Annotated in this window: 21 protein-coding genes; 7 read left to right on the top strand and 14 right to left on the bottom strand. The window is 56.5% G+C overall.

The genetic code is table 11. The features are described 5' to 3' along the window. Window positions 1-336: 336 nt before the first annotated feature. The 3 genes from WM94_RS21645 to WM94_RS21635 form a co-directional block, all read right to left on the bottom strand. Window positions 337-1,047 (bottom strand): hypothetical protein, encoded by a 711-nt coding sequence (locus tag WM94_RS21645; RefSeq protein WP_061552102.1) that lies wholly within the window; start codon window positions 1,045-1,047, stop codon window positions 337-339. Window positions 1,048-1,410: 363 nt separating this feature from the next. Beyond that, window positions 1,411-1,986, bottom strand: a complete 576-nt coding sequence (locus tag WM94_RS21640; RefSeq protein ID WP_061552101.1) for a hypothetical protein — start codon at window positions 1,984-1,986, stop codon at window positions 1,411-1,413. Continuing rightward, on the bottom strand, window positions 1,983-2,531 hold the full coding sequence (locus WM94_RS21635) for a hypothetical protein (RefSeq protein WP_061552100.1): 549 nt from the start codon (window positions 2,529-2,531) through the stop codon (window positions 1,983-1,985). Before WM94_RS21635 ends, WM94_RS21640 begins: the two co-directional genes overlap by 4 nt. Window positions 2,532-3,482: 951 nt before the next feature. Between WM94_RS21635 and WM94_RS21625 the strand changes: the two genes are divergently transcribed. Further along, window positions 3,483-4,097: a hypothetical protein gene (locus WM94_RS21625; RefSeq protein ID WP_156485994.1), complete on the top strand. Its 615-nt coding sequence runs from the start codon at window positions 3,483-3,485 to the stop codon at window positions 4,095-4,097. A gap of 108 nt (window positions 4,098-4,205) precedes the next feature. On the opposite strand, the gene WM94_RS21620 is transcribed toward WM94_RS21625, so the two are convergent. The 8 genes from WM94_RS21620 to WM94_RS21590 all read right to left on the bottom strand — a co-directional run bounded on the left by WM94_RS21620 (window position 4,206) and on the right by WM94_RS21590 (window position 13,414). Then, the gene (locus WM94_RS21620) at window positions 4,206-5,660 is read right to left on the bottom strand and encodes a tyrosine-type recombinase/integrase (protein ID WP_061552097.1); all 1,455 of its coding nucleotides are present in this window, start codon (window positions 5,658-5,660) and stop codon (window positions 4,206-4,208) included. Next, window positions 5,653-6,207, bottom strand: coding sequence for a hypothetical protein (locus WM94_RS30235; RefSeq protein ID WP_156485993.1), 555 nt, complete (start codon window positions 6,205-6,207; stop codon window positions 5,653-5,655). Before WM94_RS30235 ends, WM94_RS21620 begins: the two co-directional genes overlap by 8 nt. Further along, entirely contained in the window at window positions 6,188-8,335 is a 2,148-nt protein-coding gene (locus WM94_RS21615; protein ID WP_156485992.1) for a hypothetical protein, read from the bottom strand. The genes WM94_RS30235 and WM94_RS21615 overlap by 20 nt, the downstream gene beginning before the upstream one ends. After that, a complete protein-coding gene (locus WM94_RS21610; protein ID WP_061552095.1) occupies window positions 8,328-10,469 on the bottom strand; it encodes a hypothetical protein in 2,142 nt (713 codons plus the stop codon). The genes WM94_RS21615 and WM94_RS21610 overlap by 8 nt, the downstream gene beginning before the upstream one ends. Window positions 10,470-10,912: 443 nt before the next feature. Then, on the bottom strand, window positions 10,913-12,244 hold the full coding sequence (locus WM94_RS21605; RefSeq protein WP_061552094.1) for a deoxyguanosinetriphosphate triphosphohydrolase: 1,332 nt from the start codon (window positions 12,242-12,244) through the stop codon (window positions 10,913-10,915). 145 nt (window positions 12,245-12,389) lie between these two features. Beyond that, complete coding sequence (locus WM94_RS21600) at window positions 12,390-12,719, bottom strand: hypothetical protein (protein ID WP_013971682.1); 330 nt, start codon at window positions 12,717-12,719, stop codon at window positions 12,390-12,392. Next, window positions 12,716-13,090 carry a phage holin family protein gene (locus WM94_RS21595; protein WP_013971683.1) on the bottom strand — a complete coding sequence of 125 codons (375 nt, stop codon included), beginning with the start codon at window positions 13,088-13,090 and terminating at the stop codon, window positions 12,716-12,718. The genes WM94_RS21600 and WM94_RS21595 overlap by 4 nt, the downstream gene beginning before the upstream one ends. Before the next feature lie 9 nt (window positions 13,091-13,099). After that, window positions 13,100-13,414, bottom strand: coding sequence for a YqjD family protein (locus tag WM94_RS21590; RefSeq protein ID WP_013971684.1), 315 nt, complete (start codon window positions 13,412-13,414; stop codon window positions 13,100-13,102). A gap of 313 nt (window positions 13,415-13,727) precedes the next feature. Here WM94_RS21590 and WM94_RS21585 point away from each other — a divergent pair, with 313 nt between their 5' ends. The 5 genes from WM94_RS21585 (at window position 13,728) to WM94_RS21565 (ending at window position 17,096) form a co-directional block, all read left to right on the top strand. Beyond that, complete coding sequence (locus WM94_RS21585) at window positions 13,728-14,936, top strand: ammonium transporter (protein WP_015269506.1); 1,209 nt, start codon at window positions 13,728-13,730, stop codon at window positions 14,934-14,936. Between the two features lie 71 nt (window positions 14,937-15,007). Then, on the top strand, window positions 15,008-15,247 hold the full coding sequence (locus WM94_RS21580; RefSeq protein WP_004376101.1) for a glutaredoxin family protein: 240 nt from the start codon (window positions 15,008-15,010) through the stop codon (window positions 15,245-15,247). A gap of 107 nt (window positions 15,248-15,354) precedes the next feature. Continuing rightward, window positions 15,355-15,786, top strand: coding sequence for a D-Ala-D-Ala carboxypeptidase family metallohydrolase (locus WM94_RS21575; protein ID WP_023661723.1), 432 nt, complete (start codon window positions 15,355-15,357; stop codon window positions 15,784-15,786). A 65-nt stretch (window positions 15,787-15,851) separates the two neighbouring features. Continuing rightward, entirely contained in the window at window positions 15,852-16,160 is a 309-nt protein-coding gene (locus tag WM94_RS21570; RefSeq protein WP_061552093.1) for a hypothetical protein, read from the top strand. 51 nt (window positions 16,161-16,211) lie between these two features. Further along, window positions 16,212-17,096, top strand: a complete 885-nt coding sequence (locus WM94_RS21565) for a pseudouridine synthase (protein ID WP_061552092.1) — start codon at window positions 16,212-16,214, stop codon at window positions 17,094-17,096. A gap of 241 nt (window positions 17,097-17,337) precedes the next feature. On the opposite strand, the gene WM94_RS21560 is transcribed toward WM94_RS21565, so the two are convergent. The 3 genes from WM94_RS21560 to acnA all read right to left on the bottom strand — a co-directional run bounded on the left by WM94_RS21560 (window position 17,338) and on the right by acnA (window position 22,820). Then, on the bottom strand, window positions 17,338-18,903 hold the full coding sequence (locus WM94_RS21560; protein WP_015269510.1) for a PAS domain-containing methyl-accepting chemotaxis protein: 1,566 nt from the start codon (window positions 18,901-18,903) through the stop codon (window positions 17,338-17,340). A gap of 199 nt (window positions 18,904-19,102) precedes the next feature. After that, window positions 19,103-19,879, bottom strand: a complete 777-nt coding sequence (locus tag WM94_RS21555; RefSeq protein WP_061552091.1) for a CPBP family intramembrane glutamic endopeptidase — start codon at window positions 19,877-19,879, stop codon at window positions 19,103-19,105. A gap of 199 nt (window positions 19,880-20,078) precedes the next feature. Beyond that, window positions 20,079-22,820, bottom strand: coding sequence for an aconitate hydratase AcnA (gene acnA, locus WM94_RS21550; protein WP_015269511.1), 2,742 nt, complete (start codon window positions 22,818-22,820; stop codon window positions 20,079-20,081). A gap of 216 nt (window positions 22,821-23,036) precedes the next feature. Here acnA and rlmM point away from each other — a divergent pair, with 216 nt between their 5' ends. After that, window positions 23,037-24,098, top strand: a complete 1,062-nt coding sequence (gene rlmM, locus WM94_RS21545; RefSeq protein ID WP_061552090.1) for a 23S rRNA (cytidine(2498)-2'-O)-methyltransferase RlmM — start codon at window positions 23,037-23,039, stop codon at window positions 24,096-24,098. Window positions 24,099-24,329: the final 231 nt, after the last annotated feature.

The following is a 24,329-nucleotide window of genomic DNA, read 5'->3' as shown; positions in this document are numbered from 1 at the left end:
AATGCCCCCCCTGCGTCGCTGCGCTCCGACTGCCCGGCCGGATGGCCGTGGAACAGGTGGCCAGATGGCCGTGGAATGCCTGGCCAGATGAGAGCGGACTGGGTGGCCGGATGGCGTGGAATCCGCAGCCTCCCCGGCGACAGTCGAATTTATAGTCTGATTGCCGGCGGTCTAGCTGCGCAGCACTTCCGCATTTGGGCGAAGGCACAACGTCCCACTTAATGTTCCCAAAATGGATCATTAATGGCGTTTTGATGGGCTAATGTCCCCAAAAGGGATCCTTATGAGTAGCGGTGATCTGCCATTTCTTTAAGAGGGAAGTTCTCACAGACCAGCTCAACAGCTTGGTAGGTGGGCCATCGGAACAAACGAAAGCGCCTCAACGCCAGCCGAGGCCGACATGGAAACGTACACCTGTCTACCGTCAACAAGAGCGATGTCACATGTGTGTGAGACAGTTTCGCTTGTATTGGAGATCTCACTCATCAATGTGAGCATGCGCGAGATCACCAACTGCCTGGCCTGTTCGGGAGGGCGGGACTTCAGAGATTCGGTCACCGCATCCTGAAGCTTGACCTGCAGTCCTTGCGTCTGTTCCAGGGAGAAGCCACCGGGGAAGCACATTACCCTGCCCGCATCCAATCGCCTCAACGATTCAGCTCCGTGCTGCTGGTGGAAGTAGACGAACCGAGTAACCGCTTGATCATTCACCAGCGTCGGGTACGTGAACATACAGGACGTCTCTGCTAGATCGGCGTGCAGGCGAGGGTTGTCGGCGTGGATCTCTGAAAACGAGTCGCGCACACGCAGGATCAAATCCAGCACGTCATCAGGGCTATTGAAACCGTGGTCTCTAACAAGCGATTTGACAGGCTCCAGCATCGCCAGTGAACCAACGCCCGTGATGACGCCAACCTCGGTTCTTACAATTTTTTCCTCGGTGTCACCGCAAGGTGTTTTCACGCCGTCCTCAGCGATATGAGTGACACGCTTGTCAGCTGCGATAATCACTTCATTGCCCAGATGAGCAACCAGAATACAGGTCATGACTTCCCTCTCGTGAACCTAGCTATGTAACGCGGTTTCTGGAATGTAACGTTGTCAATGTTACATTCCAGAAAATACGTTACAACGACCATTGCTAGGCAATCTAGCGCAAGCGCGCGCCTGCCTCCTCGTATGTTTTGCCCCAGTTCGCTGGCCACCGATCTATTGTAGGAGTAGTGATAGGCTTAGACATTTCGAACTGCCCAGCACTGGCAAGCGGAGCGCGCAGCCAGGAAGGCGGAGGCGCGAGGATGGTAGCCCGTGAGGGCCAAGACGCCGCCATGCGGCGAGCGGCTTGGTTCACGACAGCCGGCCCGAAGGGCGCGCCATATTACCCAGGACGCCCTTACAGCACTGGCCTACCTAAAAGAGTTTCATGTTTGGTGGTGGTTCATCGTCGGAATCCTGCTGCTGCCCAGAGCCAAACATTTCATCCTCTGACCAGTCATCCGCAAACAAGAAATCTTCTTCGGTGTAAAACGACATTCCCAAATTACCACTAGCCATAATTTCGGGAGCGTATTTGCGGAACAGCCGCCCACCGAAGAGCAAGTGGCCTACTACACATTCTTCGATCACTTCAACAGTCCAACATTCCAGCTGTACGCCAGAACCGATGTCTTCCCATGCCGTCTTGAGCGCATCATAGTCGAGATCTTCGCATTCAGAGTCATAGACGACGGTGAGCGTACCCTCATGCGCATGAAGAAGCCTGACTGGCGTCATAACGTCACGGACGATTGCTTGCTCGGCCAGATAGATGACTCTGGTATCAGGTTCTCCATCCCACAAGACAGCGAAGTTAAGAAAGCCTACACGCTGTTCGTCCGTTGCGTAGGCACCCAATGATTGCGGGGTGCTGAAGATCGTAAATCCACCTTCACCGTCATCGTTATGAGGCTGCTCGAACTCGGTATACAGGAATCTGGAGTAGATCATGGCTGTCCCTCATCGATAGAAGGGAGAAAGCTCAGGCTGTCGTCGGTGTAGTCTTCCAGGTCATTTTCGTCATAGCAGGGGAGCTCATACGGACTGATGCCCAGAGTGGTTGACTCCATGATCTCTTTGACCACAGGCCAGAATGGGTAGTCAGAACTACCTGAGTAGATCTCGTCTTCGCTCGCGAAAGCTACGGTGTAATGCCGACCCGAATAAAGGTGGGTATCGAATTCCCAAATTGCCTCGATGGCCGGGAGGCTACTGCTAGATACCTTGCTGTCCAGAAAGATATCCAGAACCTGCTCATGGATAGCGATCAGCTTCACCGGAGCCAATGCTCCTCGGAGATAAGCGCGCTCTAGGGCTGTGATGAAGCGATGATCCAGGTAGTCGCCGTGCATCACGCAAAACGTCTGCTTGGCAGCTTGGGCCATCAAGCGGAGATTTGGGTCTTGCCACTGCAGGCAGCTGTAAATGATGTAGCCCGGCCCGCCGCCCTCGGTCACCGGCTCGCATTCGGCGTGGAAAATAACTGGCGTCGACATGCACGTTCCTCCTTGTGATATGGGGAATGAAGACGGCAGGGCGGAAACGGTCAAGGTGAGGAGGGCGGTTTTCCAAAAAAACCGACGAAATATCAGTATGTTACGCGCATACCGTTACGGCTAGTAGGCTGTGGAGCTCCCACTTGAGGGCACTTGCTGATGCTGAGGTAGAGCATCAAATGGCCGACCGTACCGAGACAGCTCAGGTTGCCGACTCGTGCGCTTCTAGCGCTGCCGCAAGGGTGGAGTGCCACTCGAGAGGCCGCTCGCTAGCCACTCCTGCCAGCCGATGAGCGATCCGAGGTTCCTCGTCATGTATTGGGCCTGCCGAATCCTCAGCGGAGAAATAGCGGGCGGACGCAACGCAGAATCCGCGACCATCAATCGTCTGCAGGCACACGTACCGGATGGCGACCTGGTTGCTCAGAGGTCGCCAGGCGATCACCTCAATGCACGTCCCTCTTGCGAGGCCTGAGATGTCCAGTGCAGGCTTCTCACGATGCTTTGGATCTACCAAGTCGCTGAGTTCTTGCCGGCGAGCGATGACGTAGTCCCTGATCTCCTCAGGATCCATCGAGACGCCACCACGATCCGTTACTGTGTAATTTTTCAGGCCATTCACCGCCTCGATAAACGCCTGCTCTCGCTTGACGTCCCAAACCGAGCGTTGGTCTCTGAACAGCCGTCTCCATAGCCTATGTAAAACTTGCATGGTTTCTACGCTCGCGGTCGTGATGTGTGGGCAGAAAAATGATCTGAAAGGTGGCCAAGCATCTCATAAAGTATATGATTTTTATGAAGTTATCGAGACCTGGTATGGCACTGGCAGATGCTGCTGACAATATATAGTCAAAACTTTAACTACTTATTGACGGCTGAAAAAAAAGGGGGTTGCGAAAAGGTTTTTGTTTGACTAGGCTGGCGAAATCTCTCGGGGAATTGGTGATTGGCATGGACTATGTTTTGTATGCTCCGCAACCGGTAGATAAGCAGCTAACAGCTAAAGTGGCAATGGCGAATTTAGGGGATCATTTCAAAGCGTTTCTGAATGCAAATAATGTTTCGAACTGGGCTCAAGATGACTGCTATCTGCTGAGAGATGACAAAGTGGCAGATGTATTGATCTTACTCAGCACCACCAAGGGGATGACTGTTGGTCAGTTGAAGTACCAGGGGAAGAAATTAATTAAACTTGTAGCAGCCTCTGGCGGCAAGCTAAGGCAAATGTTGGCGTATCGGATGGTGGCGAACTGCTTGGGATATGAGACCTATGAATTCGCACTTTCCTGCCGTTCAGTGGACGATTATATTGACAACCTGTGGGTTGAGGGCATGGTCGCGGGAGCTGTATTTCTGGATGAATCCGCACTGATGTCATGGCCAACGTCGGCAATGTCTGTAGAGCTGCGCAAAAGAGTTGAGTTTAATAAGAAACGCGGAAAGTTGCTGAGAGCTCTAAGGTCAATAGACAAGAGAGAACGCACTGCAAGAGAAAGTGCCTATGTTGAAAATGAACGGAAAAAGTTGAAGCGCCGGAGAGTGCCACTTGAATTCAAGGGCTCCTGATTGGAAATCTTTACCTTCGTTCTGCGATGCTCGTAAGTATCCCTTAATGCGTAGGCTGCATCCGGCTCTCAATTTTTGCATGAAATCCCGCTGTTGAAAGCAATGAGTTTAAGACTTGCTCGAGTTTTGAATTTGCAATTTCTTAAGTTGACCTACTGCTTTTTCGAGTGAAGCTATCTTGCGCGCAAGATCAAGGTTTAGTGTAAGGTCGGAATTGTTGATAATATCATATAGATCCGTTTCAAGTTTTGTTATAAGTGCCTCAACTTCATTTTGGCCCGGTTTTGAGAATTTCGTCACAGCAATCGCAAAGGCTTCGCTGAAATAGTGTTTCAGCGACATTGGGTCTAGGTGGCCAGTAAGCTTAGCTACGCGGGACAATATTTTTCTTTGTACTGCCTCTAGCCATAGATCCTTTTGAGCAATGTCGCGTTTGAGCTCCTTATTTATTTCATATGCGATTTGAGTAGTAATAAATCGGTGTCTGAACATGGATAGGCATACTTGAACGCTCTCTAAGCCTGAAAGCTCGCAGAGTCTTCTAAAGTCCCTGGCGATGGAACGTGTCTCAATGGAAGTTCCGCTCTGGCTCAACAGGAAATTCGTTGCCGTTTCTCTTTTGGCGCCAATTGTTTCTACGAATTTTTGGCGATCATCGAGATATATGGATATTTCCAGCGCGTCCTCTAGAGTCAATGGGAACTCCCTGAGAGGGGCGGGCTTTTTCCGACGCTTCGATGTAGGTATTATTAGCTTTCTGGTCTTAACTGGGTCGGAGTTCAACTCGACAGGTATATTGTTAAGCTCATCAGGTCTGAGGCCTGTAAGGCCCTGGAGCTTTAAAGTGATATTACGTCTACTGTAGAGATACTCATTTTTTGCATTGAGAATCTCACTCTTAGGGCCGTTAGAAATACCAAATGGTCTTCTTGGCTTGCCTCTCAATGTTTCAACAGTGTCCGCGAGTTTTCCTATGAAATCGTCAGGCATCGGCTTTTTATCACCCACCAAAGGTGCTTTGGTTGGGATTGCTGGGTGGTAAAGGTATGGCCGCCCCAGGCTATCTGTTTTCCATTTTATTGTCACCATGGCACCAGTGCCCAATTCACCAATCAATTTTGATTGAGAATTAAGTCGGTAGTTGGTTTGGTACCAGAAATAAAAATCAATAACACGCCTTAGTGTGTACGCGATATGATTCTGATTTCTCGCGCTGTGCAAGGTATTGTTTTTTAATTTTTTCTCTTTCTTCAGTCGCTCGGCGAAATCGTGCAAATACTGGTCATTCACTTCAAATAGCTGGATGTTAAAGTGGTAAATATCTCGAATGAAGTGGCTCATGTGAGAGGCGAAGGTCTCCGCACTTGCGCCGGTCGAGTTCAAAGAGATGCTTTGGAGCCACAAGTTGACTAATAGGCAAGGGGCCCCATTAGGCCAAAAGGTGTAGACGTTATTGTCTGTGACTCGGTTTTTTACGATTGCTTCCCCAGTTTTTCTTGAATAACTAACACTCCAGGGTAATATAAATCGCATCCTTGAATGATAGAGTTGGAATTTAGGCATCTGCCTTGCCTCCTTGAATGACACTCCAAGGTTTTGGGTTGTGCTGGGTGTAAGATGCGACGCTTTCAAATTTCAGACTTGACTCAAATAGAAAGTTAGACAGGTTCTGCCTTGTTGCATCACTAAGTGATACGTCAGACTCAGTTGTTTTTTTGACGAATTGGAATAGCTCCAAGTATGCTAATGCCGCTAGATGAGCTTGGTTGAATGCCTCGTTTATTTTCTCATTGCTTGTTGGTTTCGATGATTTGTAAGCTGTCGATGTCTTTGTAGTGAAAGTTGTGTAGATTTTTTCTCGAAGTGAAAGTAGAAGCTCCCAGTGATTTTCAATACTGGGATCAGCACCTGGTATCCGGTTGGAGATGCAGAATTTTTTTAGCGTGTTATAACTAATTTTCTGAAAAGTGTTAGAGATCTCTAGGTCGCAAAATGATTTCATGTCTGTCAACTTGGACTGCTGCAATTGAGAAGCTCTGGTCGTCCCGTTGAGCACTCCATTTAACCATTCATGGCGCTTTTGAATATTTTCAATTGTCGAAGCTTTCATCTTGAAGATCTCCGAATTTTATGGCGATGTCGGTATCAATCACTATGGATTCGTAAGTAGTTAGGCGTATCGTGTATGTAGAAATTAAGAATTCATCACGGTTCAAGAGTGCTCTAACGAATTGATCAAATTTGTATTGGTTAGTTGATTTTATTGATTTGCATTCTAGGGTGTCTAGGGCGTGTTTATATACTGCTGAAAGCCCTTGGTGATCCTTCTCATCGATTTGGCCTAGTTCGAGATCAATGAGTTTATCTTCAATGCACTCAACCGTGTACTGAATAAATTCTTCGTCTGGAATGTCACCACTTAAATAGTCATCTAAATGTTTTCTATCAGCGTGCCCGACATGATGTCGTAGCGCATCTTCAGTGAAGAACCGCTCGTGTCTATACATTGATAAAATAAAGAACTTCCGCATCTCATGAACTTTTATGTACCAACGTCGACCATGCGTATCTATTGGGATCTCAATGATGTCGCAGAAAGACCTGATCGCATTATCGATTCGGACGGACACCTCTTGGCCACCAGGACGGTTGAAACCTTTAGAGGATGGGAAATAAAACAGATCGTTCGAGTGCGTAGAAGTATCATTGTAGATAAGGCTTAAGTTGTTACCCAAAACTGCGAGAAGCTCCACGGCCACCGAAGATATGTAAGGTATAGGACGGCTGATGATGGGTGGGTTCTCCAATCCCTTTTTCAGAGAAGGATGGTTTAAAAAAGCACCTTCACCGTTGGTTCTGGCGACTAGAGCGTTTCTCTTTATTTTTGCGAGCTCAGTTACTCGGATCGGTTTGGTTAGGCCAATGATAATCGCGCAGGCAGCAACAAAACATTCGAGTGCTACCGCAAAAGTCATGTTGTCAGCTGTATTGGATCTGTGTGATGAGCTCGTTAATTTCGTAATGCCTAATGCGCTTGACAATTGCTGTGCGGGAAGTTCGTTGAATGGTGATGTCTCATGGCGCTTTATTATTAGTTCGAATAATTTTTGACGCTCTAAGGTCATATAGCGGGGGGTGGTGCTATCTATGAATTCTTGAGAGTTGAAGGCTTTCACTAACTCAATGGTGGCATTGACTATTGGCTTGCCAAAAACCATAACCCATTCAATGGCCCTGTCAAGTGCGAGCATGCCAATTGAGTGAGGTATTTTTTTTGTATGCCCATCGGATCTATGGTTTGCCTCATTGAGAAGGTCATTGATTTCGAATTCAAAGTTCGGCATAACTTCTGGGAGCATTTGATTCCCAGCGGCAAGAGACTTTAGGATAGTTAGGAACTGTTTAAGGGATTTTTTAGTCACAGACGCATGAGCGGATTGGGAGGTTGCGGCACGTTGTGACTGGTGCTTCGCACGCCTTGTCTTCCCTTCGACTAATAGCGGGCCTTGTAGAGAATCTTCGAACTGCCTCAGAAAGGCCCGCATAGAATCATGCTGAAAAGCTGAATGATTGGTGCCCAGTAATTCCGCAAGGTATATGCGGGAGACTAATCCTGAGTCGCTTGAATCTCCGTTGTGGTTGCTGATATATAGTTTTTCTTTCTTCAGAAATTCGCAAATTTTTGCTACTTGATTGGGTGTCAGTTTGTGTCCGTTGTACGATTCGCTGACTGCTTGGCAAAGCAGTTCACTGATTCTGTCTTCGAATTCCAAAACACCTGCCCATCCTCCTTTGGAGTAGCCATCACATAACAGCTTGCATGCGTTCTGATTGATTTGTCGAAAGCCATACTTTTGGGGGTTGTACTGCTTTTCATGAAGAGATGTCCAGCTCGCGATGTTGATGTAGGCCCGGATGTGTTTCATCCAGACATCAAACCCGATCTTCTTCTGAAGGTACCCTGCCCTTAAGAGAAATGCCTGTTTTTGAATCGCTTCTAAGATAACTGTGTTTTCAGGATCAGTAAGATTTGTAAGATTGCCAAGCGGGTGAGAAAATTTAATTGTTTCAATCGAATTGTTATTTCCCCGCACCACCCATGAAGGCGATCCAATTCCTCCTTCGATCAACCAGTTGGCAGTGTAATCAATAGAAGTTTCTAGGCTATCTTTGGTGTGAGCTATGAGAGCAGCAAAAAAAGCTCTAGATCGCTCAGTGTCCGCACGCTTGTTAGCCATTCAACGCCTCGTGATAGTGAGGTGCCACTGATGTGGTTGTAGTGAAAAGCTCAGATTTTATTTTGAGCGCTTCTCTGTATATTTGTTGAAAGCTGTGTACGGAAATCCCAGCAATATTCCTTATGATAGGGTTTTCCTGGTTCGATTCAGTGGTGTAAGAATAAGCGGCATGGATAAGATTTGAAAGAGTAATGATGGACTCTGCCGACATGCCAGACCTTTTATCGATGTATTGTGACTTTTGGGTGTTTGCGGTATTGTGTGTTTCTGCGAAAAGAAAAGTAGCAGCTAGGGATAAGGGTGAGAGCTTCAACAAAAGATTATGAGCCAGCAGGGGCTTGGCCAAGAAGTTGGAAGCATCTTCAGTGATCTCGGTAGCATACTTTTTAAGGTCAATTGAAATTGGGTCTGAGGTCTCTGCCTCTCTCGCAGAGTTTACTACGAACCTGAAAAGGTCTTCTTCGCAAGTGAAATCACTAGCCTCCACCCGCCATGGTCGCCCCTTAGTTGCTAGGACAATCAACTTGGTTTGGAAGATCCTAAGGATTCGTATATTCCAGCGCAGTATTAGCCACTTCGGGATGTAATGGGTCTTAACTACTGCGATGGAGTTTCCTAAGGCGTTAGCGGCTGCTTGATAAGTTCCTTCTTTGAGGAACGCAATCAGGCCTTGCGTGCCGCGAATTCGCTTCAGTGAAAAACTATCTTTTGATACTCCTGCCTTGCTCAGCTCATCTTCCAGCACGGTATAGAGGTTGATTCCCAGCGGCCCAGTGAATATTTTGTCTATGTTTGTACATAATCCTACGTAGTTGAATGTTGATGTCAGGAAAAGCTTTCTATAATTTGGGTCGCGATCAAGCATAAGTCGGAGTCGGGCTTTAGAGGTGGCCCGAACAAGAACGCAATACATTTCTCTGCTGGCAGGTGATAAAGCGGAAACTTTTCTACTGTTCGCGCGTGGCTTGCTAACGCTCCACATCAGGCGATCTAAGTCACTATTGAAGTAATGAATAGGTACATCCGTAGTAGAATAGTAATCCGCTTCTTGAAGGGATATTGGCGTGAATTTTGGATTTTCGGCTATAATGATTGCTGCCGCTGCAGCGCAATCTCTCGCGGATATGTGCCCCAGCAAGCGATTCAGAGTTTCATTGGTGCGAGTCATTGGTGCCCCATATCCACCAGCGACTTCTTTAATTCTTTCATTCATTCGGGCTTGAATTTTCGCGTTGTTGCAAATAGGACGCAGGAATGGGATTTCCTTCATTAATTCGTAGTTGATGTATTGCAGTTTATCAGTTTTCATAAAGTAATAATCTACAACCGCTAAGAACCATGCTACTCCGTCAGGATTTATTGGATCAGCAAGATGCTTGCCGTTGGCGTAAAACTCTCCTGAGCTAAGAACTTCATCAATTTTCTCGGGAGGAATTGAGTCAATTAATTCGGCGCCAATTGCATGGCAGGCAACCACATTGTCCCAGTATTTCTGGCAGGCCCGGATTATACCTTTGGAGCGTGTCTCCAACTGGCTTTGCAAGTTTTCAAGGAACTTATCAGTTGGTACGTTAAGGTCTTTGTCGATAAGGTAAGTTTTGGGCCATAGATTTTCAGTGTCCGTAAGCTCCCAAAGCTGCTCTTCGGTAGAATCGAGTATTTTCGAATCGCTTCGATCTTCAAGAACGTCTGGAAGCTTCATTGAAGGTAGCAGGATGTTGTAAGGAACAATCGCTGCTTGTTTCAAGTGCTTATAAAGTTCTGCGTTTCTGCGCCAGTGGGCGCGCATCGTGATCTCATCTCTATCACCACTTCCCCTAAGTTTTTCGGGGTTGGATAGATGATGTATGAAGTGCTCGTAAATAAATTTCCTCCACTCGGGGTCTTTAGGTGGAGGAATGTCCTTGTTATTTTCGGAGGCGTATTGAAACATGCGTTTTGCGACTTCAATCCACGCCGTTCCACTGAATCTTGTGCCGCGCCTGCAGAGCTTTAAGACTTCTCCGCACATCAGATGCATGCTCTCTTCGGAGGCCAGGCTTGGGCGCGGGGATACCGTCTCTCTGTATCCTTGCTTGTTTGGCCATTCCGTCCTGAACACAACCTGCTGGGGAGTCAAAGTGTACGAGTACATTGGCGCGTCTCCGAGATCATCATGAAATCGTAGACGTCATAGGCTTGGTGTCAAATTTCAAGTGTCAAAAAATAGCTTTTTTGTGTCGCAACCTATTGAATTATAAGTGAATACTTGATTTTATCTTGATTCGTGTGTCCACAAAAAATATGGAATGCATGTTCAACTTCCCTGCGGGCGATTGAGGGTGACAGGCGGCACCTTATCGCAGTTGAAAGTCATCGGGCATGCGAGGAAGGGCTATTAGCCCTATATGGGAAATGGCTTACAAGATAAAACAATTCGGGCTACGAAATAAGCGCGTTTAATTCATTGTCAAAGCGTGATTGGTAACTTTTCATTTACTTTTATTCGTGCCGTTTAACTTGTCGCCAGTATATGTAGGAAGTTTCCCACAATGGGCGGTGCAGCTACGGGCGATGTCCGGGCTGCACCGGCAGGGCTCAGGTCGGGCTGGAGCGCCCGGTCATTTCCCGGGCCATTTCACTGGCATAGCTGTCGGTCATCCCCGCGATGAAGTCGATCATGCGCAGGAAGGCGCTGTGCAGCGAGCCGTGTGGGTCGGGGGCATTGTTGCCGATCAGGTCCAGTACCCGGCGGCTCTTGAATGAGGGCGTGCGTCCACCGTGCTGCTCGAGGGCGGCCCCGCAGAAGGTGTTCAGCAAGATTTCCAGCGTGGTGTAGGCGCCGATCTCGTGCAGGGTCTTGCGCTTGTCCTGGAAGATCTTGTTGCGTGCCATGTCCTTGGCCTGCAGCACGCAGCGCTTGGCCGGGCCGTGCATGTGTTCGACCAGGTCGCCCGCCAGCTGCCCGGCCAGCAAGGCCTGCTGCTGCTCGACGAAGGCACGGGCGGCAGCGTTGGTCAGGTGCTCGATGGCCTTGCCGCGCAGAATCGCCAGCCTGCGCCGCCGGGAATCGCCAGGGCCGAGCTGGCGGTAGGTTTCCGGCAGGTCATCGCCGACCAGATCGAGCAGCAGTGCTTCGACTTCGGCGTATTGCAGCAGCTCCATCTCCAGGCCGTCTTCCAGGTCGATCAGCGCGTAGCAGATGTCATCTGCAGCCTCCATCAGGTAGACCAGCGGGTGGCGCGCCCAGCGCTGGTGTTCCAGTTGCGGCAGGCCGAGCTTGCGGGCGATCTGCTCGAGCAGCGGCAGTTCGCTCTGGTAACTGCCGAACTTGTGTTTCTTGTAGCCCAGGGCGTCGGCGTGGCGTGCGCTCCACGGGTACTTCAGGTAAGTGCCGAGGGTGGCATAGGTCAGCCGGGTACCGCCGTCGAACTGGTGGTACTCCAGTTGGGTGAGTACGCGAAAGCCTTGGGCGTTACCTTCGAAGTTGAGGAAGTCGGCGCGCTCGTCGTCGCTCATGTCGTCCAGCCAGCCACGCCCGGCCGCCTGCTGGAACCAGTGCCGGATGGCGTCTTCGCCAGAGTGGCCGAATGGTGGGTTGCCGATGTCATGGGCCAGGCAGGCCGACTGCACGATCATCCCCAGGTCGCTGGGGGCGCACCAGTCCGGCAGGCTGTCGCGCAGGGTTTCGCCGACGCGCATGCCCAGCGAGCGGCCGACGCAGCTGACTTCCAGCGAGTGGGTCAGGCGTGTATGGATATGGTCGTTGCTCGAAACCGGGTGCACCTGGGTCTTGCGCCCGAGGCGGCGAAAGGCACCGGAGAAGATGATGCGGTCGTGGTCTTTGTGGAAGGGGCTGCGCCCGAGTTCATCGGCGCTGTACAGGGCTTTGCCCAGGCGTTCGCGGGTGAGCAGGGTGTGCCAGTCCAAGGCGCGGTCTCCTGTAGGTCGAAGGCAGCAGCATATCCTGTAGGAGCAGCCTTGTGCTGCGAAGAGGTCCGTTTGATCGATACAAATTCCTCGCCGCTCCCGGCCTCTTCGCAGCACAAGGCTGCTCCTACAAGGATTGCGATGGTCAGGGGCGGCGGCTGCCTTGCAGGTACAGGCGCAGCAACGGCAGCAGGCTGGTGCCCAGGCGCAACAGCCGCGCCAGGTTGCCGCTGCGCACGCCCTTGCCGGTGAGGAAGCCCAGCGCCACCACGGCGCCAATCCCCCACAGCGGCGCATGCTTGATGCCCAGCCCGTCGTGCAGTGAGCTGCCCATGCCGCGCACGCGGCGCAGTGGCTCAAGCAACTGCGCGGACTCGTGGCGGATTTCCTGGCGGTGCATTTCCATGCGCAGGCGCAGCAGCGCCTTGCGCAGTTCCCGCGGGTTACGGGTGTTTGGCAGTTCTGGCAGGCTCATGGCAACAGGCGCTCCCGGTCCTTGGCAAGTTCCTCAAGGGTGGCGCCGAAGGGCGACGACTCGTCGAACACCGCGGCCTTCAGGCGCAAGCCGCAATACAGCGCGGCTATGCCGTAGAACACGCACAGGCCAATGATGCCGGCCAGGCGATAGCTATCCCACAGCAGCACCAGCAACAGCCCGGACAACGCCGTCAGCAGAAGCAGGGCGAATACCAGGGCGAGGCCGGCGAACAGCAGCAGGCTCAAGGTGCGGCCCTTCTGCTCCTGCAATTCGATGCCGAACAGTTCGATGTGGCTGTGCAGCAGCCCCAGGGCAGCCGCCCCCAGGCGCTTGCCCGAGGCGCTGGCGCCGTTGGCGTCGTTCTCCATGGAAACCCCTCAGCGCCGGTTGGCCAGCAGGCCGATCAACAGGCCGACGCCAGCGGCAATGCCGATCGCCTGCCACGGTTTTTCCTGCACGTACTGTTCGGCACTGCTCAATGCTGCCTGGCCGCGTTCCCGCACCGAGTCCTGGGTCAGTTGCAGGGTTTCGCGGGCCTGGGTCAGGCGGTCGTGGATCTGTTCACGCAACTCGTCAGCCTGGTCGCCGGCCAGGTTGGCAGTGTCGGCCAGCAGCTTCTCGGTGTCGCGGACCAGTGCCTGGAAGTCAGCCATCAATATCTCTTGTGCAGTCTTTGCCGATTTGCTGGCCATGGTTATCTCCCTGTCGATGAGTGTTGGTAGTTCGAGTAATAGCACGCGCGGAAGGTTCAAGTACCGGCGCTGGTATGGGCCTTGCTAAGGCTTTGCCACGTTGCGGGGCGCCCTGGGCGGGTATTGCGCCGATTCAGGGCGTCAGCGCAGCGGATACCGATAAACCTTAACTCAATCCACGACAAACCCAAGAAAAAACCAAGCAGGCTCCGCTCGGTTCACCGAAACGGGGCAGGGAGCTGGCACCGATTCGGTGCAGGGATGCAGGTTCTTGAACTGTCCTGGTGCCTTTTTCAGCAGGTCTGCCTATTTCATGGAAAACATGCACAGCGCGATGGACTCTCTGGTCCACGGTTCAAACACCCTGTTCATTCTCATGGGCGCCATCCTGGTGCTGGCCATGCATGCCGGCTTCGCGTTTCTCGAAGTGGGCACTGTACGCCACAAGAACCAGGTCAACGCCTTGTCGAAGATTCTCAGCGACTTCGCTATTTCGGCATTGGTGTACTTCTTCATCGGCTACTGGATCGCCTACGGGGTCAGCTTCTTCCAGCCGGCGGCAGCGTTGGCGGCCGACCATGGTTATGCGCTGGTCAAGTGCTTCTTCCTGCTGACCTTCGCTGCGGCGATCCCGGCAATCATCTCCGGGGGTATCGCAGAGCGGGCGCGATTTGTGCCGCAGCTGTGTGCCACGGCGTTGATCGTAGCGTTCATCTACCCGTTCTTCGAGGGCGTGGTGTGGAACGGCAACCTGGGCGTCCAGGCTTGGTTGCAGGCACGCTTCGGCGCGCCGTTCCATGATTTTGCCGGCTCGGTGGTGGTGCATGCCATGGGTGGCTGGCTGGCGCTGGCGGCGGTGTTGCTGCTGGGCGCGCGCCGTGGGCGCTACCGCGATGGCCGGTTGGTGGCTTTTGCCCCGTCGAGCATTCCCTTTCTGGCATTGGGGTCGTGGATCCTGATCATCGGCTGGTTCGGCTTCAACGTCATGAGTGCCCAGACCCTGCAAGGTGTCAGCGGCCTGGTGGCGATCAACTCGCTGATGGCCATGGTCGGTGGCACCCTGTCGGCCTTGCTGGCCGGGCGTAACGACCCGGGCTTCCTGCATAACGGGCCGCTGGCCGGGCTGGTAGCGGTTTGTGCCGGTTCCGACCTGATGCACCCGATTGGTGCGCTGGCCACCGGCCTGGTGGCGGGTGCGCTGTTCGTCTGGACCTTCACCGCGGCGCAGAACCGCTGGAAGATCGACGATGTGCTGGGTGTGTGGCCGTTGCATGGCCTGTGCGGCGTATGGGGTGGCATGGCCTGCGGCATCTTCGGCCAGGAGGTGCTGGGTGGCATGGGCGGTGTCAGCCTGGTCAGCCAATTGCTGGGCAGCCTGATGGGCGTGGTGGTGGCATTGGCCGGCGGTTTTGCCGTGTATGGTGCAATCCGCGCGTTGCATGGGCTGCGCTTGAGCCATGAGCAGGAATTCCAGGGCGCGGACCTGTCGCTACACCGTATCGGCGCCACCAGCCAGGATTGAGCCAGGTCAGGTGCACTGTGGGCAGGACGGACCTAGAATAGGTTTCTCCCTGCCAAAGCGGACTTGCCCCCATGCTGCCTGAATGCCAACTGTTCGGCACCCTCGGCTGCCACCTGTGTGAAGTGGCCGAGGCCGTGCTGATGCCCTTCGTCGATCATGGCCTGCTGGTGGAACTGGTCGACATTGCCGAGAACGAAACTCTGTTCGAACGCTATGGCCTGATCATTCCGGTGCTGCGCCGTTGTGACAACGGCGCCGAGCTGCACTGGCCGTTCGATGCCGAACAGGTGGTGGCGTTTCTCGCGCAGTAATTGCCAAGGGGAGGTCTGTCCCTGCTCCATGCGGTGTGCAGCGTTGTGATGATCCGCTGCCGGCACGTTGAGGCCGGCATCCTTCACCGGTCATCAGGAATCCAGCCATGCGCATTACCCCCCATTTCACCCTCGATGAAATGACTGTTTCGCAGCTCGCCGCCAGGGAAGGGCTCGACAACAATCCTCCAGCCGAGGCGCGTGCCAACCTGCAGTTGCTGTGCAATGCACTGGAGCAGGTGCGCGCGCTGTTCGGCGCACCGGTCATCGTCAGCAGTGGCTATCGCAGCCCCGCAGTCAATCAGCGCATTGGCGGGACGCTGACGAGCAAGCATCTGCAGGGGCTGGCGGCTGATTTCACGGTGATTGAAGTGACCCCGCGCGAGGTTGTGCGACGGATCAGCGAAAGCACCATCCCTTTCGACCAGCTGATCCTCGAATTCGATGACTGGGTGCACCTGGCCGTGTCGCGCGGCGCCCCTCGGCGCCAGGTGTTGACCATCCGTAAAGGCACCGGCTATCTGCCGGGCCTGCAATGAAGCGCATTGACGGCGGCAAGGGGATATTCGTATGCTGTATATAAATACAGTATCGAGGTGAAGCCATGCTCAATGTCGAGCAACTCAAGTACAGCGTCAACCGCATGCCCGTCGAGCGGGTAGCCGACGCTGTTCTGGAACTGCGCCTCGAAGGCCTGGTGACCGACGACCGCACGCCGTTCGGCAAGGTCCACTTCAATACCTGCTTCGCCGAGATCGAGGCCCTGTTCCAGCGGGCCGGCTATCACCGCGGGCTGGATGTGGTGGGGTATCAGGGGTTGCTGTATGCCCTCTACGACCCTGGGCGCTGGGAGCCGGTGCAGGTGTTGCGCTGGTTGAAGGAGCGCTGCGAGGTCATTGCCCAGGCTGGTTGAGGGCGCGGGCTTGGGGGATAATGCGCGGCCGTGAACGTTTCGAGCCCTGCCATGACCACGCCTTTCGACCCCGCCCGCCAGCAAGCCAGCACGGTGTGCCTGCCCCCCGGTAACTGGGCGACGGTGCTCGACTGCCTGTGTGACCATTTCAAGGCCATCGACCGCGCCCAGTGGCTCGATCGTTTTGCTCGTGGCCGGGTGCTTGATGCCGAAGGGCGGGCGGTTTCTGCCGAACTGCCTTACAAGCGCGGTATGCGATTGCACTACTTCCGTGAGGTGCCGAACGAGCGGCCGATCCCGGTGCAGGAGGCCATACTGCATGTGGATGAGCACCTGGTGGTAGCCGACAAGCCGCATTTCCTGCCTGTGACGCCGACTGGTGAATACGTCGAACAGACCTTGCTGCGCCGCCTGATCCGCCGCCTGGGCAACCCGCATCTGGTGCCGTTGCACCGTATCGACCGACATACCGCCGGGCTTGTGCTGTTTTCCGCCAACCCGCATAGCCGCAGTGCCTACCAGCGGCTGTTCCCCGAACGACGCATCGACAAGCGCTACCAGGCAATTGCGGCGGCCATGCCGCAGCACGATTTCCCGCTGGTGCACAAAAGTCGCCTGGTACATGGCGAGCCGTTTTTCCGCATGCACGAGGTAGAGGGGGAGGCCAACAGCGAAACCCTGGCCGAAGTGCTGGAAAAGAATGGCGAGCTTTGGCGTTACGGGCTGTCGCCGGTAACTGGCAAGACCCATCAGTTGCGCGTGCACATGGCGGCGCTGGGGGCGGGGATCTGCAATGACCCGTTCTATCCGCAGCTTCTCAACGACGAGGACGACTACCAGCGGCCGCTGAAGTTGCTGGCGCAGAGCCTGCGCTTTGCAGACCCGCTGAGCGGAGAAGAACGCTACTTCGAGAGCTGTTTGCAGCTGGATTGGTAATGCTCACACGCTCGCTGCATGAGCAACTGTCGTGAATGCACTCTGAAGGCTTGCGCGGCCCCCTGTGGGAGCGGGTTCACCCGCGAAGAAGCCTGCGCGCTGGATGGCACCGGCTTCGCCGGTGTTCGCGGGTGAACCCGCTCCCACAGTGATCGCGCAATCTTTTGGATTTTGAGCAAGACAGTTACTCCCACAGGTACGGCGCAGGTATAAAGTGCATGCCGTACCTGTGGAAGCCGCCTTAGCGGTTGAACCGCTCCACCAGCGAGTACTGGGTACCCGCCGTACTGGTCAGCTCTTCGCTGAGCAGCGCCGAGTGCTGGGCCTGTTCGGCAGTCTGGTCGGCCAGGTCGGCGATGGTGCTGATGTTGCGGCTGATCTCGTCAGCCACTGCAGTCTGCTCTTCGGTCGCTGCAGCAATCTGGGTAGCCATGTCGGTAATGTTGGCCACCGCTTCACTGATACCCACCAGCGCCTCGTCGGCCTGCATCACACGGTCTACGCCTTCCTGCGCCTGGCGATGGCCGGTTTCCATGGTCAGTACGGCATTGCTGGCGGTTTGTTGCAGCTTGGCGATCAGGCCGTGGATCTGCCCGGTGGATTCGGCAGTGCGCTGGGCCAGCTGGCGCACTTCGTCGGCCACCACGGCAAAGCCTCGGCCCATTTCACCGGCACGTGCCGCTTCGATGGCCGCGTTCAGCGCCAGCAGGTTGGTCTGGTCGGCGATGCCCTTGATCACATCGACCACGCCACCAATCTCGTCGCTGTCCTTGGCCAGTTGCGTCACCGTCTGGCCGGTTTCGCCCACCGCCGCCGACAGGCGCTCGATGGCCTCGCGGGTTTCACCGGCAATCTGCCGGCCCTGGCTGGTCAGGCGGTTGGCTTCCTGGGTGGCATCGGCGGTGCGCTGCACGTGGTTGGCCACTTCCTGGGTGGTGGCGGCCATCTGGTTGACCGCAGCGGCAACCTGCTCGGTCTCCACCCGCTGGCGCTCCAGGCCCGAAGAGCTCTTGTGCGCAAGCGCGTCAGACTGGCGCGCCTGTTCGCTGAGGTGTTCGGCGCTGTCCTGCAGGCGGGTCAGGCAGGTTTTCATGCGCGCGTCCTGGCTGAGCATGGCCATTTCCAGGCGCGCCTGCACGCCCCGGCTGTCGGTGTACATCTGCGCGATCAGCGGGTCGGAGGTGGTTTGCTCGGCCAGGCGCAGCAGGCGCTTGAGGCCGCGCTGCTGCCAGCTCAGGCCCAGCAGGCCCAGCGGTACGGAAAGCCCGGCAGCCAGGGCGAAGCCCCAGGAATGGCCCAGCCAGTTGCCGATCAGGAAGCCCACCTGGCTGATCAGGATGAACGGCAACCAGTCCTGCAGGACCGGTAGCCACTTGTCTCGGCGCGGTACCGGCGGCTTGCCCTGGTTGATGCGCTGGTACAGCGCCTCGGCGCGGCGGACCTGCTCGGCGGTGGGCTTGACCCGCACCGATTCGAAGCCGACCACCTGGTTGTTGTCGAAGATCGGCGTGACATAGGCGTTGACCCAGTAATGGTCGCCGGACTTGCAGCGGTTCTTGACGATGCCCATCCATGGCTGGCCCTGCTTGAGGGTTTGCCACATGTGAGCAAACACCGCTGGCGGCACGTCGGGGTGGCGCACCAGGTTGTGCGGCGCACCGGTCAGTTCTTCGCGGGTGAAACCACTGATCTCGATGAAGGCATCGTTGCAGTAAGTGATCACACCTTTGGCATTGGTGGTGGAGATCAACCGCTGCTGGGCAGGGAAAGTCCGTTCTCTCTGGGTAATCGGCTGGTTGTTACGCATGGGTTGATAGTCCGCAGGGCTTTCGACTGATATCGGCAAGCCGCTGGTTTTATTGAATGAATAATTAATGTGCTTGACCTGTGGCAACAGGCCATCACTTCGATCTGGGTTAGCCAACGAGCACGTTCAAGTAATTTAGCGTCATTATTTCGTTTTTACTGCTGTTTAATGACGGATAAGTCGAATGATGACCGAATGGCTAGCCAAGAGCCAGCATCGGATAGCTGAACAGGGTGAAATGCACCAGGTTCAGGCCAAAATGGCAGAGCACCGCAGCCGCCACGCCGCCCCAGCGGTACGCCAGGCCGTAGCCGATACCGGCAAGGGTGGCCAGGTACACCCATTGCCAGCCGGCCCCCAGGTGGGCCAGGCCGAACAGCAAGGCGGCGGCGAACAATGCCAGCCCTTGGTGGCGCAGCAGCCGTTGCAGGCCGGCCTGGATGTAGCCGCGGAATAGCAGTTCTTCGGTCAGGCTTACCAGCAGCAGGTTGTTCAGCAGCCAGAGCCAGGCTTGGTCGGGCCATTTCGGGGCCCAGGCCAGCATGCCCATTGCCCAGGCGCCGCCCAGGCAGGCAAGCAGTGTCAGGGGCAGGGCGTACAGCAGGCTGGTCGCCAGGCCCTGGCTGCGCCACAGGAACAGCCAAGGGCAGGCCAGCAGCAGCCAGGCGCCGATCAGGGGTTTGTCCAGGTTCAGGTACATCGTGAAAGGCAGGGCGCCAGGGCTGAGGACAACGCCGTCGATGACCTTGGCAGCGTTGAAGCCGGGCAGCCAGTGCAATGCCAGGGCTATGGCCAGTAGGATGAACAACGTGTGGCCGAGGGCTTGTTGCCAGCGCTGGGGGCGGCGAGCGAGCAGGGCGCTGGCAAGCAGGGCGAGAAAGGTGGGTAGGGTAGTGATGCCGAGGTTGCCGTGGCTCAGGGCGAGGGTGTAGCCGAGCGCCAGGAGTAAAAGTGCGATCAGGTTGAAGCGAGGCACGAGTAGTCCTTCTCGGGTAAGCAGAAACGGGCCGCTACGCGTCGCTTGTAGGAGCGGCCTTGTGTCGCGATGGGCCGCATGGCGGCCCCAGATTTCAGCTCCGCCGCCGCTATCGAGCGGGGCCGCTGCGCGCCCCATCGCGACACAAGGCCGCTCCTACAGGCGATCGGCGTGCACAGCAGCCCCAAGCATACGCGCCTCAACCAGCAATCAGCTGCCGCAACACATAATGCAATATTCCCCCCGCCTTGAAGTACTCCACTTCATTCACGGTATCGATCCGGCACAGCACCTCGATCTGCTCGTGCTGCCCATCCTCGCGGGTGATGCGCAAGGGCAGGCTCATGCCCGGGCGGATCTGTGTACCGTTCAAGCCCAGCACATCGATCTTCTCCTTGCCGGTCAGTCCCAGTTGCTTGCGGTTATGCCCGGCCTTGAACTGCAGCGGCAGTACGCCCATGCCTACCAGGTTGGAGCGGTGAATGCGCTCGAAGCTTTCCGCCAGTACCGCTTTGACCCCCAGCAGGTTGGTGCCTTTGGCGGCCCAGTCGCGGCTCGAGCCGGTGCCATATTCCTGGCCGGCGATCACCACCAGCGGCGTGCCTTCCTGCTGGTAGCGCATGGCCGCGTCGTAGATCGACAGCTTCTCGCCACTGGGCACGTGCAGGGTGTTGCCACCTTCTTCGCCCGCCAGCATTTCGTTGCGGATGCGGATGTTGGCGAAGGTGCCGCGCATCATCACTTCATGGTTGCCACGCCGTGAGCCGTAGGAGTTGAAGTCGTGGGGCTCGACGCCCTGCTCACGCAGGTAGCGCCCGGCCGGGCTGTCGGCCTTGATGTTGCCAGCTGGGGAAATGTGGTCCGTGGTCACCGAGTCACCCAGTAGTGCCAGGATCCGCGCACCCTGGATGTCGGTGACCTGCGGGGGTGGCCCGCCGATGTCGTCGAAGAACGGCGGATGCTGGATATAGGTAGAATCGGCCTGCCACACGTAGGTGGCCGCCTGCGGTACCTCGATGGCCTGCCACTGTGCATCGCCGGCGAACACTTCGGCGTATTCCTTGTGGAACATCGCCGTGTCTACCTTGGCCACGGCAGCGGCAATTTCCTGCTGGCTGGGCCAGATGTCACGCAGGTACACCGGTTGACCATCCTTGCCAGTGCCCAGAGGGTCGCGGGTCAGGTCCAGGCGTACGCTGCCGGCCAGGGCATAGGCCACCACCAGTGGCGGCGAGGCCAGCCAGTTGGTCTTGACCAGCGGATGCACACGGCCTTCGAAGTTGCGGTTACCCGACAACACAGAAGCCACCGTGAGGTCGGCGCTGCCGATGGCTTTTTCGATTGCTTCATCCAGCGGGCCGGAGTTGCCGATGCAGGTTGTGCAGCCATAGCCGACCAGATCGAACCCCAATTGGTCCAGATAGGTGGTTAGCCCGGCGGCCTTGAAGTAGTCGGTGACCACCTTGGAGCCCGGTGCCAGCGAGCTCTTGACCCAGGGTTTGCGTTGCAGGCCTTTTTCCAGGGCCTTTTTCGCCACCAGCCCGGCGGCCATCATCACGCTGGGGTTGGAGGTGTTGGTACACGAGGTGATCGCGGCAATCACCACGGCGCCATCGCGCAGTGTGTGGGTCTGGCCTTGATGGCTGTAGTCGATCTCCCCGGCCTGGTCGGCGTTGCCCACCGCCACGCCGCCGCCACCTTCGCTTTCCAGGCGGCTGACCTCTTTGGCCAGCGGTTTGGGTTGCAGTTCGATGAAGTGGTCAAAGGCCTGGCTGACCTGGCCCAGGGCTACCCGGTCCTGCGGCCGCTTGGGCCCGGCCAGGCTGGCCTCGACCTCTTGCATGTCCAGCGCCAGGCTGTCGCTGAACAGTGGCTCCTGGCCCGGCTGCCGCCACAAGCCCTGGGCTTTGCAGTACTGCTCGACCAGTTGCACCGTCGCCTCGGGGCGGCCGGACAGGCGCAGGTAGTCCAGGGTCACCTGGTCGACGGGGAAGAAGCCGCAGGTGGCACCGTATTCCGGGGCCATGTTGGCGATGGTTGCCCGGTCGGCCAAGGGCAGCTCTGCCAGGCCGTCGCCATAGAACTCGACGAACTTGCCCACCACGCCCTTCTTGCGCAGCATCTGCGTCACCGTCAGCACCAGGTCGGTGGCGGTGATGCCTTCGCGCAGCTTGCCGGTCAGCTTGAAGCCGATCACTTCAGGGATCAGCATCGACACCGGCTGGCCGAGCATGGCTGCCTCCGCTTCGATCCCGCCCACGCCCCAGCCGAGCACGCCCAGGCCATTGATCATGGTGGTATGCGAATCGGTACCGACCAGGGTGTCGGGGAAGGCGTAGGTGCGGCCATCGGCCTCACGGGTCCAGACGGTGCGGCCGAGGTATTCGAGGTTGACCTGGTGGCAGATGCCGGTGCCCGGCGGTACCACCCGGAAGTTGTCGAAGGCGCTCTGGCCCCAGCGCAGGAAGGCATAGCGCTCGCCGTTGCGCTGCATTTCGATGTCAACGTTCTCGCTGAAGGCCTGCGGCGTGCCGTAGCGGTCGACCATCACTGAATGGTCGATCACCAGGTCCACGGGTGAAAGCGGGTTGATCCTCTGCGGGTCGCCGCCGGCCTTGGCCATGGCAGCGCGCATGGCGGCCAGGTCGACCACGGCCGGCACACCGGTAAAGTCCTGCATCAGCACCCGCGCCGGGCGGTACTGGATCTCGCGGTCGGAGCGTCGCTCGCCCAGCCATTGGGCGAGCGCGCGCAGGTCGTCGCCGGTGACAGTCTTGCCGTCCTCCCAGCGCAGCAGGTTTTCCAGCAGTACCTTCAGCGACATGGGCAGGCGCTGCAGGTCGCCCAGTTGGCGGGCGGCCTCGGTGAGGCTGAAGTAGTGGTAGGTCTGGTCGCCGACCTTGAGGGATTTGAGGGTATTCAGGCTATCGAGCGAGGGCATTGCCAACTCCTTCTGCGCCGGTGCCTGGCAAGATCTACCGGTGGCACCGCTGTGTATCGATCCGCACGGCACGGACCTGGCTGAAAGGTCAGGTTAGACCGCTTTGCGTCATCTGACCCTTTTCTGGACCGGCGGGGCGTGTCGCAGGTTCCGATCTTCCTTTATCATCGCCGCCCTGCCGGCGCCTGTGGCGCGCCAGCCGTAGTGGAGTGAGAAATGAATACCCTGTTCATGCATTGCCGGCCCGGTTTCGAGGGTGAGGTGTGCGCCGAAATCAGCGAACATGCCGCCCGCCTGGGCGTTGCCGGCTATGCCAAAGGCAAACCGCAGAGTGCCAGTGCCGAGTTTGTCTGTAGCGAGGAGGGCGGTGCCGAGCGCTTGATGGGGGAACTGCGCTTCAACCAGCTGATTTTCCCGCGGCAGTGGGCCCGTGGCGGTTATGTCGAACTGCCGGAAAGCGACCGTATCAGTGTGCTGCTGGCGCATCTGGCCGGGTTCCCGGTGTTCGGCAGCCTGTGGCTGGAGGTGCTGGACAGCAACGAAGGCAAGGAACTGTCCACCTTCTGCCGCAAGTTCGAGGTGCCGCTGCGCAAGGCCCTGGAAAAGGCTGGCCGCCTGGTCGACGACGCCAGCCGCCCACGCCTGCTGCTCACCTTCATCAGCGGCCGCCGGGTATTTGCCGGTGTTGCTCCGGCCAGCAACAGTGCACTGTGGCCCATGGGCATCCCGCGGCTGAAGTTCCCCCGCGAGGCGCCCAGCCGCTCGACCCTCAAGCTGGAAGAGGCCTGGCATCAATTCATCCCGCGCGAGCAGTGGGAGCAGCGCCTGGGCGATGACATGACCGGTGTCGACCTTGGGGCCTCGCCGGGTGGCTGGACCTACCAGCTGGTGCGCCGGGGCATGCTGGTGACCGCCATCGACAACGGGCCGATGGCCGAAAGCCTGATGGACACCGGGTTGGTCCAGCACCTGATGGCCGATGGTTTCACCTGGCAACCGAAGCAGCCGGTGGACTGGATGGTGTGCGACATCGTCGAGAAACCGGCGCGTACCACCTCGCTGATCGAGACCTGGCTGGGCGAGGGGCTGTGCCGTGAAGCTGTGGTCAACCTGAAGCTGCCGATGAAGCAGCGCTATGCCGAGGTACGCCGGCTGCTCGACCGCATGGAGGCGACCTTCAAGGCGCGTAAGATCAAGGTGTCGATTGCTTGCAAGCAGCTGTATCACGACCGCGAGGAAGTGACCTGCCATCTGCGCCGGTTGGACTTGAAGCGCTAGCACAGCGAACCGCTTAGCACTTGCACTTGCACTTGCACTTGCACTTGCACTTGCACTTGCACTTAGGCTTTTGCTTCTAAGCGCGCGATAGTTCAGGCGCCGCCGATTGCGACTTCAGGAGGCCGAGCGAAGGGACTGCGGAGGGAGGTGACGGGCATGGATGCCCGTCAAGCGCTGAGGCCCCATGGATGGGGCCTGCAGCGCGTACTCCCGGGAGCAGGCCCGTAGCGA

Origin of the sequence: Pseudomonas sp. ABFPK, assembly GCF_001586765.1 — a bacterium.
GTDB lineage: Bacteria > Pseudomonadota > Gammaproteobacteria > Pseudomonadales > Pseudomonadaceae > Aquipseudomonas > Aquipseudomonas asiatica.
Note: the sequence above shows the minus strand (reverse complement) of the source record. Positions and strands in the feature narration are given on the sequence as shown.

Coding starts and splice junctions, on each gene's coding strand:
- WM94_RS21635 (WP_061552100.1), bottom strand. CDS start 2,531: ATGTCGACGCCAGTTATTTTCCACGCCGAATGCGAGCCGGTGACCGAG.
- rlmM (WP_061552090.1), top strand. CDS start 23,037: ATGAATACCCTGTTCATGCATTGCCGGCCCGGTTTCGAGGGTGAGGTG.
- WM94_RS21595 (WP_013971683.1), bottom strand. CDS start 13,090: ATGGAGAACGACGCCAACGGCGCCAGCGCCTCGGGCAAGCGCCTGGGG.
- WM94_RS21565 (WP_061552092.1), top strand. CDS start 16,212: ATGACCACGCCTTTCGACCCCGCCCGCCAGCAAGCCAGCACGGTGTGC.
- WM94_RS21580 (WP_004376101.1), top strand. CDS start 15,008: ATGCTGCCTGAATGCCAACTGTTCGGCACCCTCGGCTGCCACCTGTGT.
- WM94_RS21575 (WP_023661723.1), top strand. CDS start 15,355: ATGCGCATTACCCCCCATTTCACCCTCGATGAAATGACTGTTTCGCAG.
- WM94_RS21645 (WP_061552102.1), bottom strand. CDS start 1,047: ATGACCTGTATTCTGGTTGCTCATCTGGGCAATGAAGTGATTATCGCA.
- WM94_RS21620 (WP_061552097.1), bottom strand. CDS start 5,660: ATGCCTAAATTCCAACTCTATCATTCAAGGATGCGATTTATATTACCC.
- acnA (WP_015269511.1), bottom strand. CDS start 22,820: ATGCCCTCGCTCGATAGCCTGAATACCCTCAAATCCCTCAAGGTCGGC.
- WM94_RS21610 (WP_061552095.1), bottom strand. CDS start 10,469: ATGTACTCGTACACTTTGACTCCCCAGCAGGTTGTGTTCAGGACGGAA.
- WM94_RS21560 (WP_015269510.1), bottom strand. CDS start 18,903: ATGCGTAACAACCAGCCGATTACCCAGAGAGAACGGACTTTCCCTGCC.
- WM94_RS21590 (WP_013971684.1), bottom strand. CDS start 13,414: ATGGCCAGCAAATCGGCAAAGACTGCACAAGAGATATTGATGGCTGAC.
- WM94_RS21600 (WP_013971682.1), bottom strand. CDS start 12,719: ATGAGCCTGCCAGAACTGCCAAACACCCGTAACCCGCGGGAACTGCGC.
- WM94_RS21625 (WP_156485994.1), top strand. CDS start 3,483: ATGGACTATGTTTTGTATGCTCCGCAACCGGTAGATAAGCAGCTAACA.
- WM94_RS30235 (WP_156485993.1), bottom strand. CDS start 6,207: ATGAAAGCTTCGACAATTGAAAATATTCAAAAGCGCCATGAATGGTTA.
- WM94_RS21615 (WP_156485992.1), bottom strand. CDS start 8,335: ATGGCTAACAAGCGTGCGGACACTGAGCGATCTAGAGCTTTTTTTGCT.
- WM94_RS21640 (WP_061552101.1), bottom strand. CDS start 1,986: ATGATCTACTCCAGATTCCTGTATACCGAGTTCGAGCAGCCTCATAAC.
- WM94_RS21585 (WP_015269506.1), top strand. CDS start 13,728: ATGGAAAACATGCACAGCGCGATGGACTCTCTGGTCCACGGTTCAAAC.
- WM94_RS21570 (WP_061552093.1), top strand. CDS start 15,852: ATGCTCAATGTCGAGCAACTCAAGTACAGCGTCAACCGCATGCCCGTC.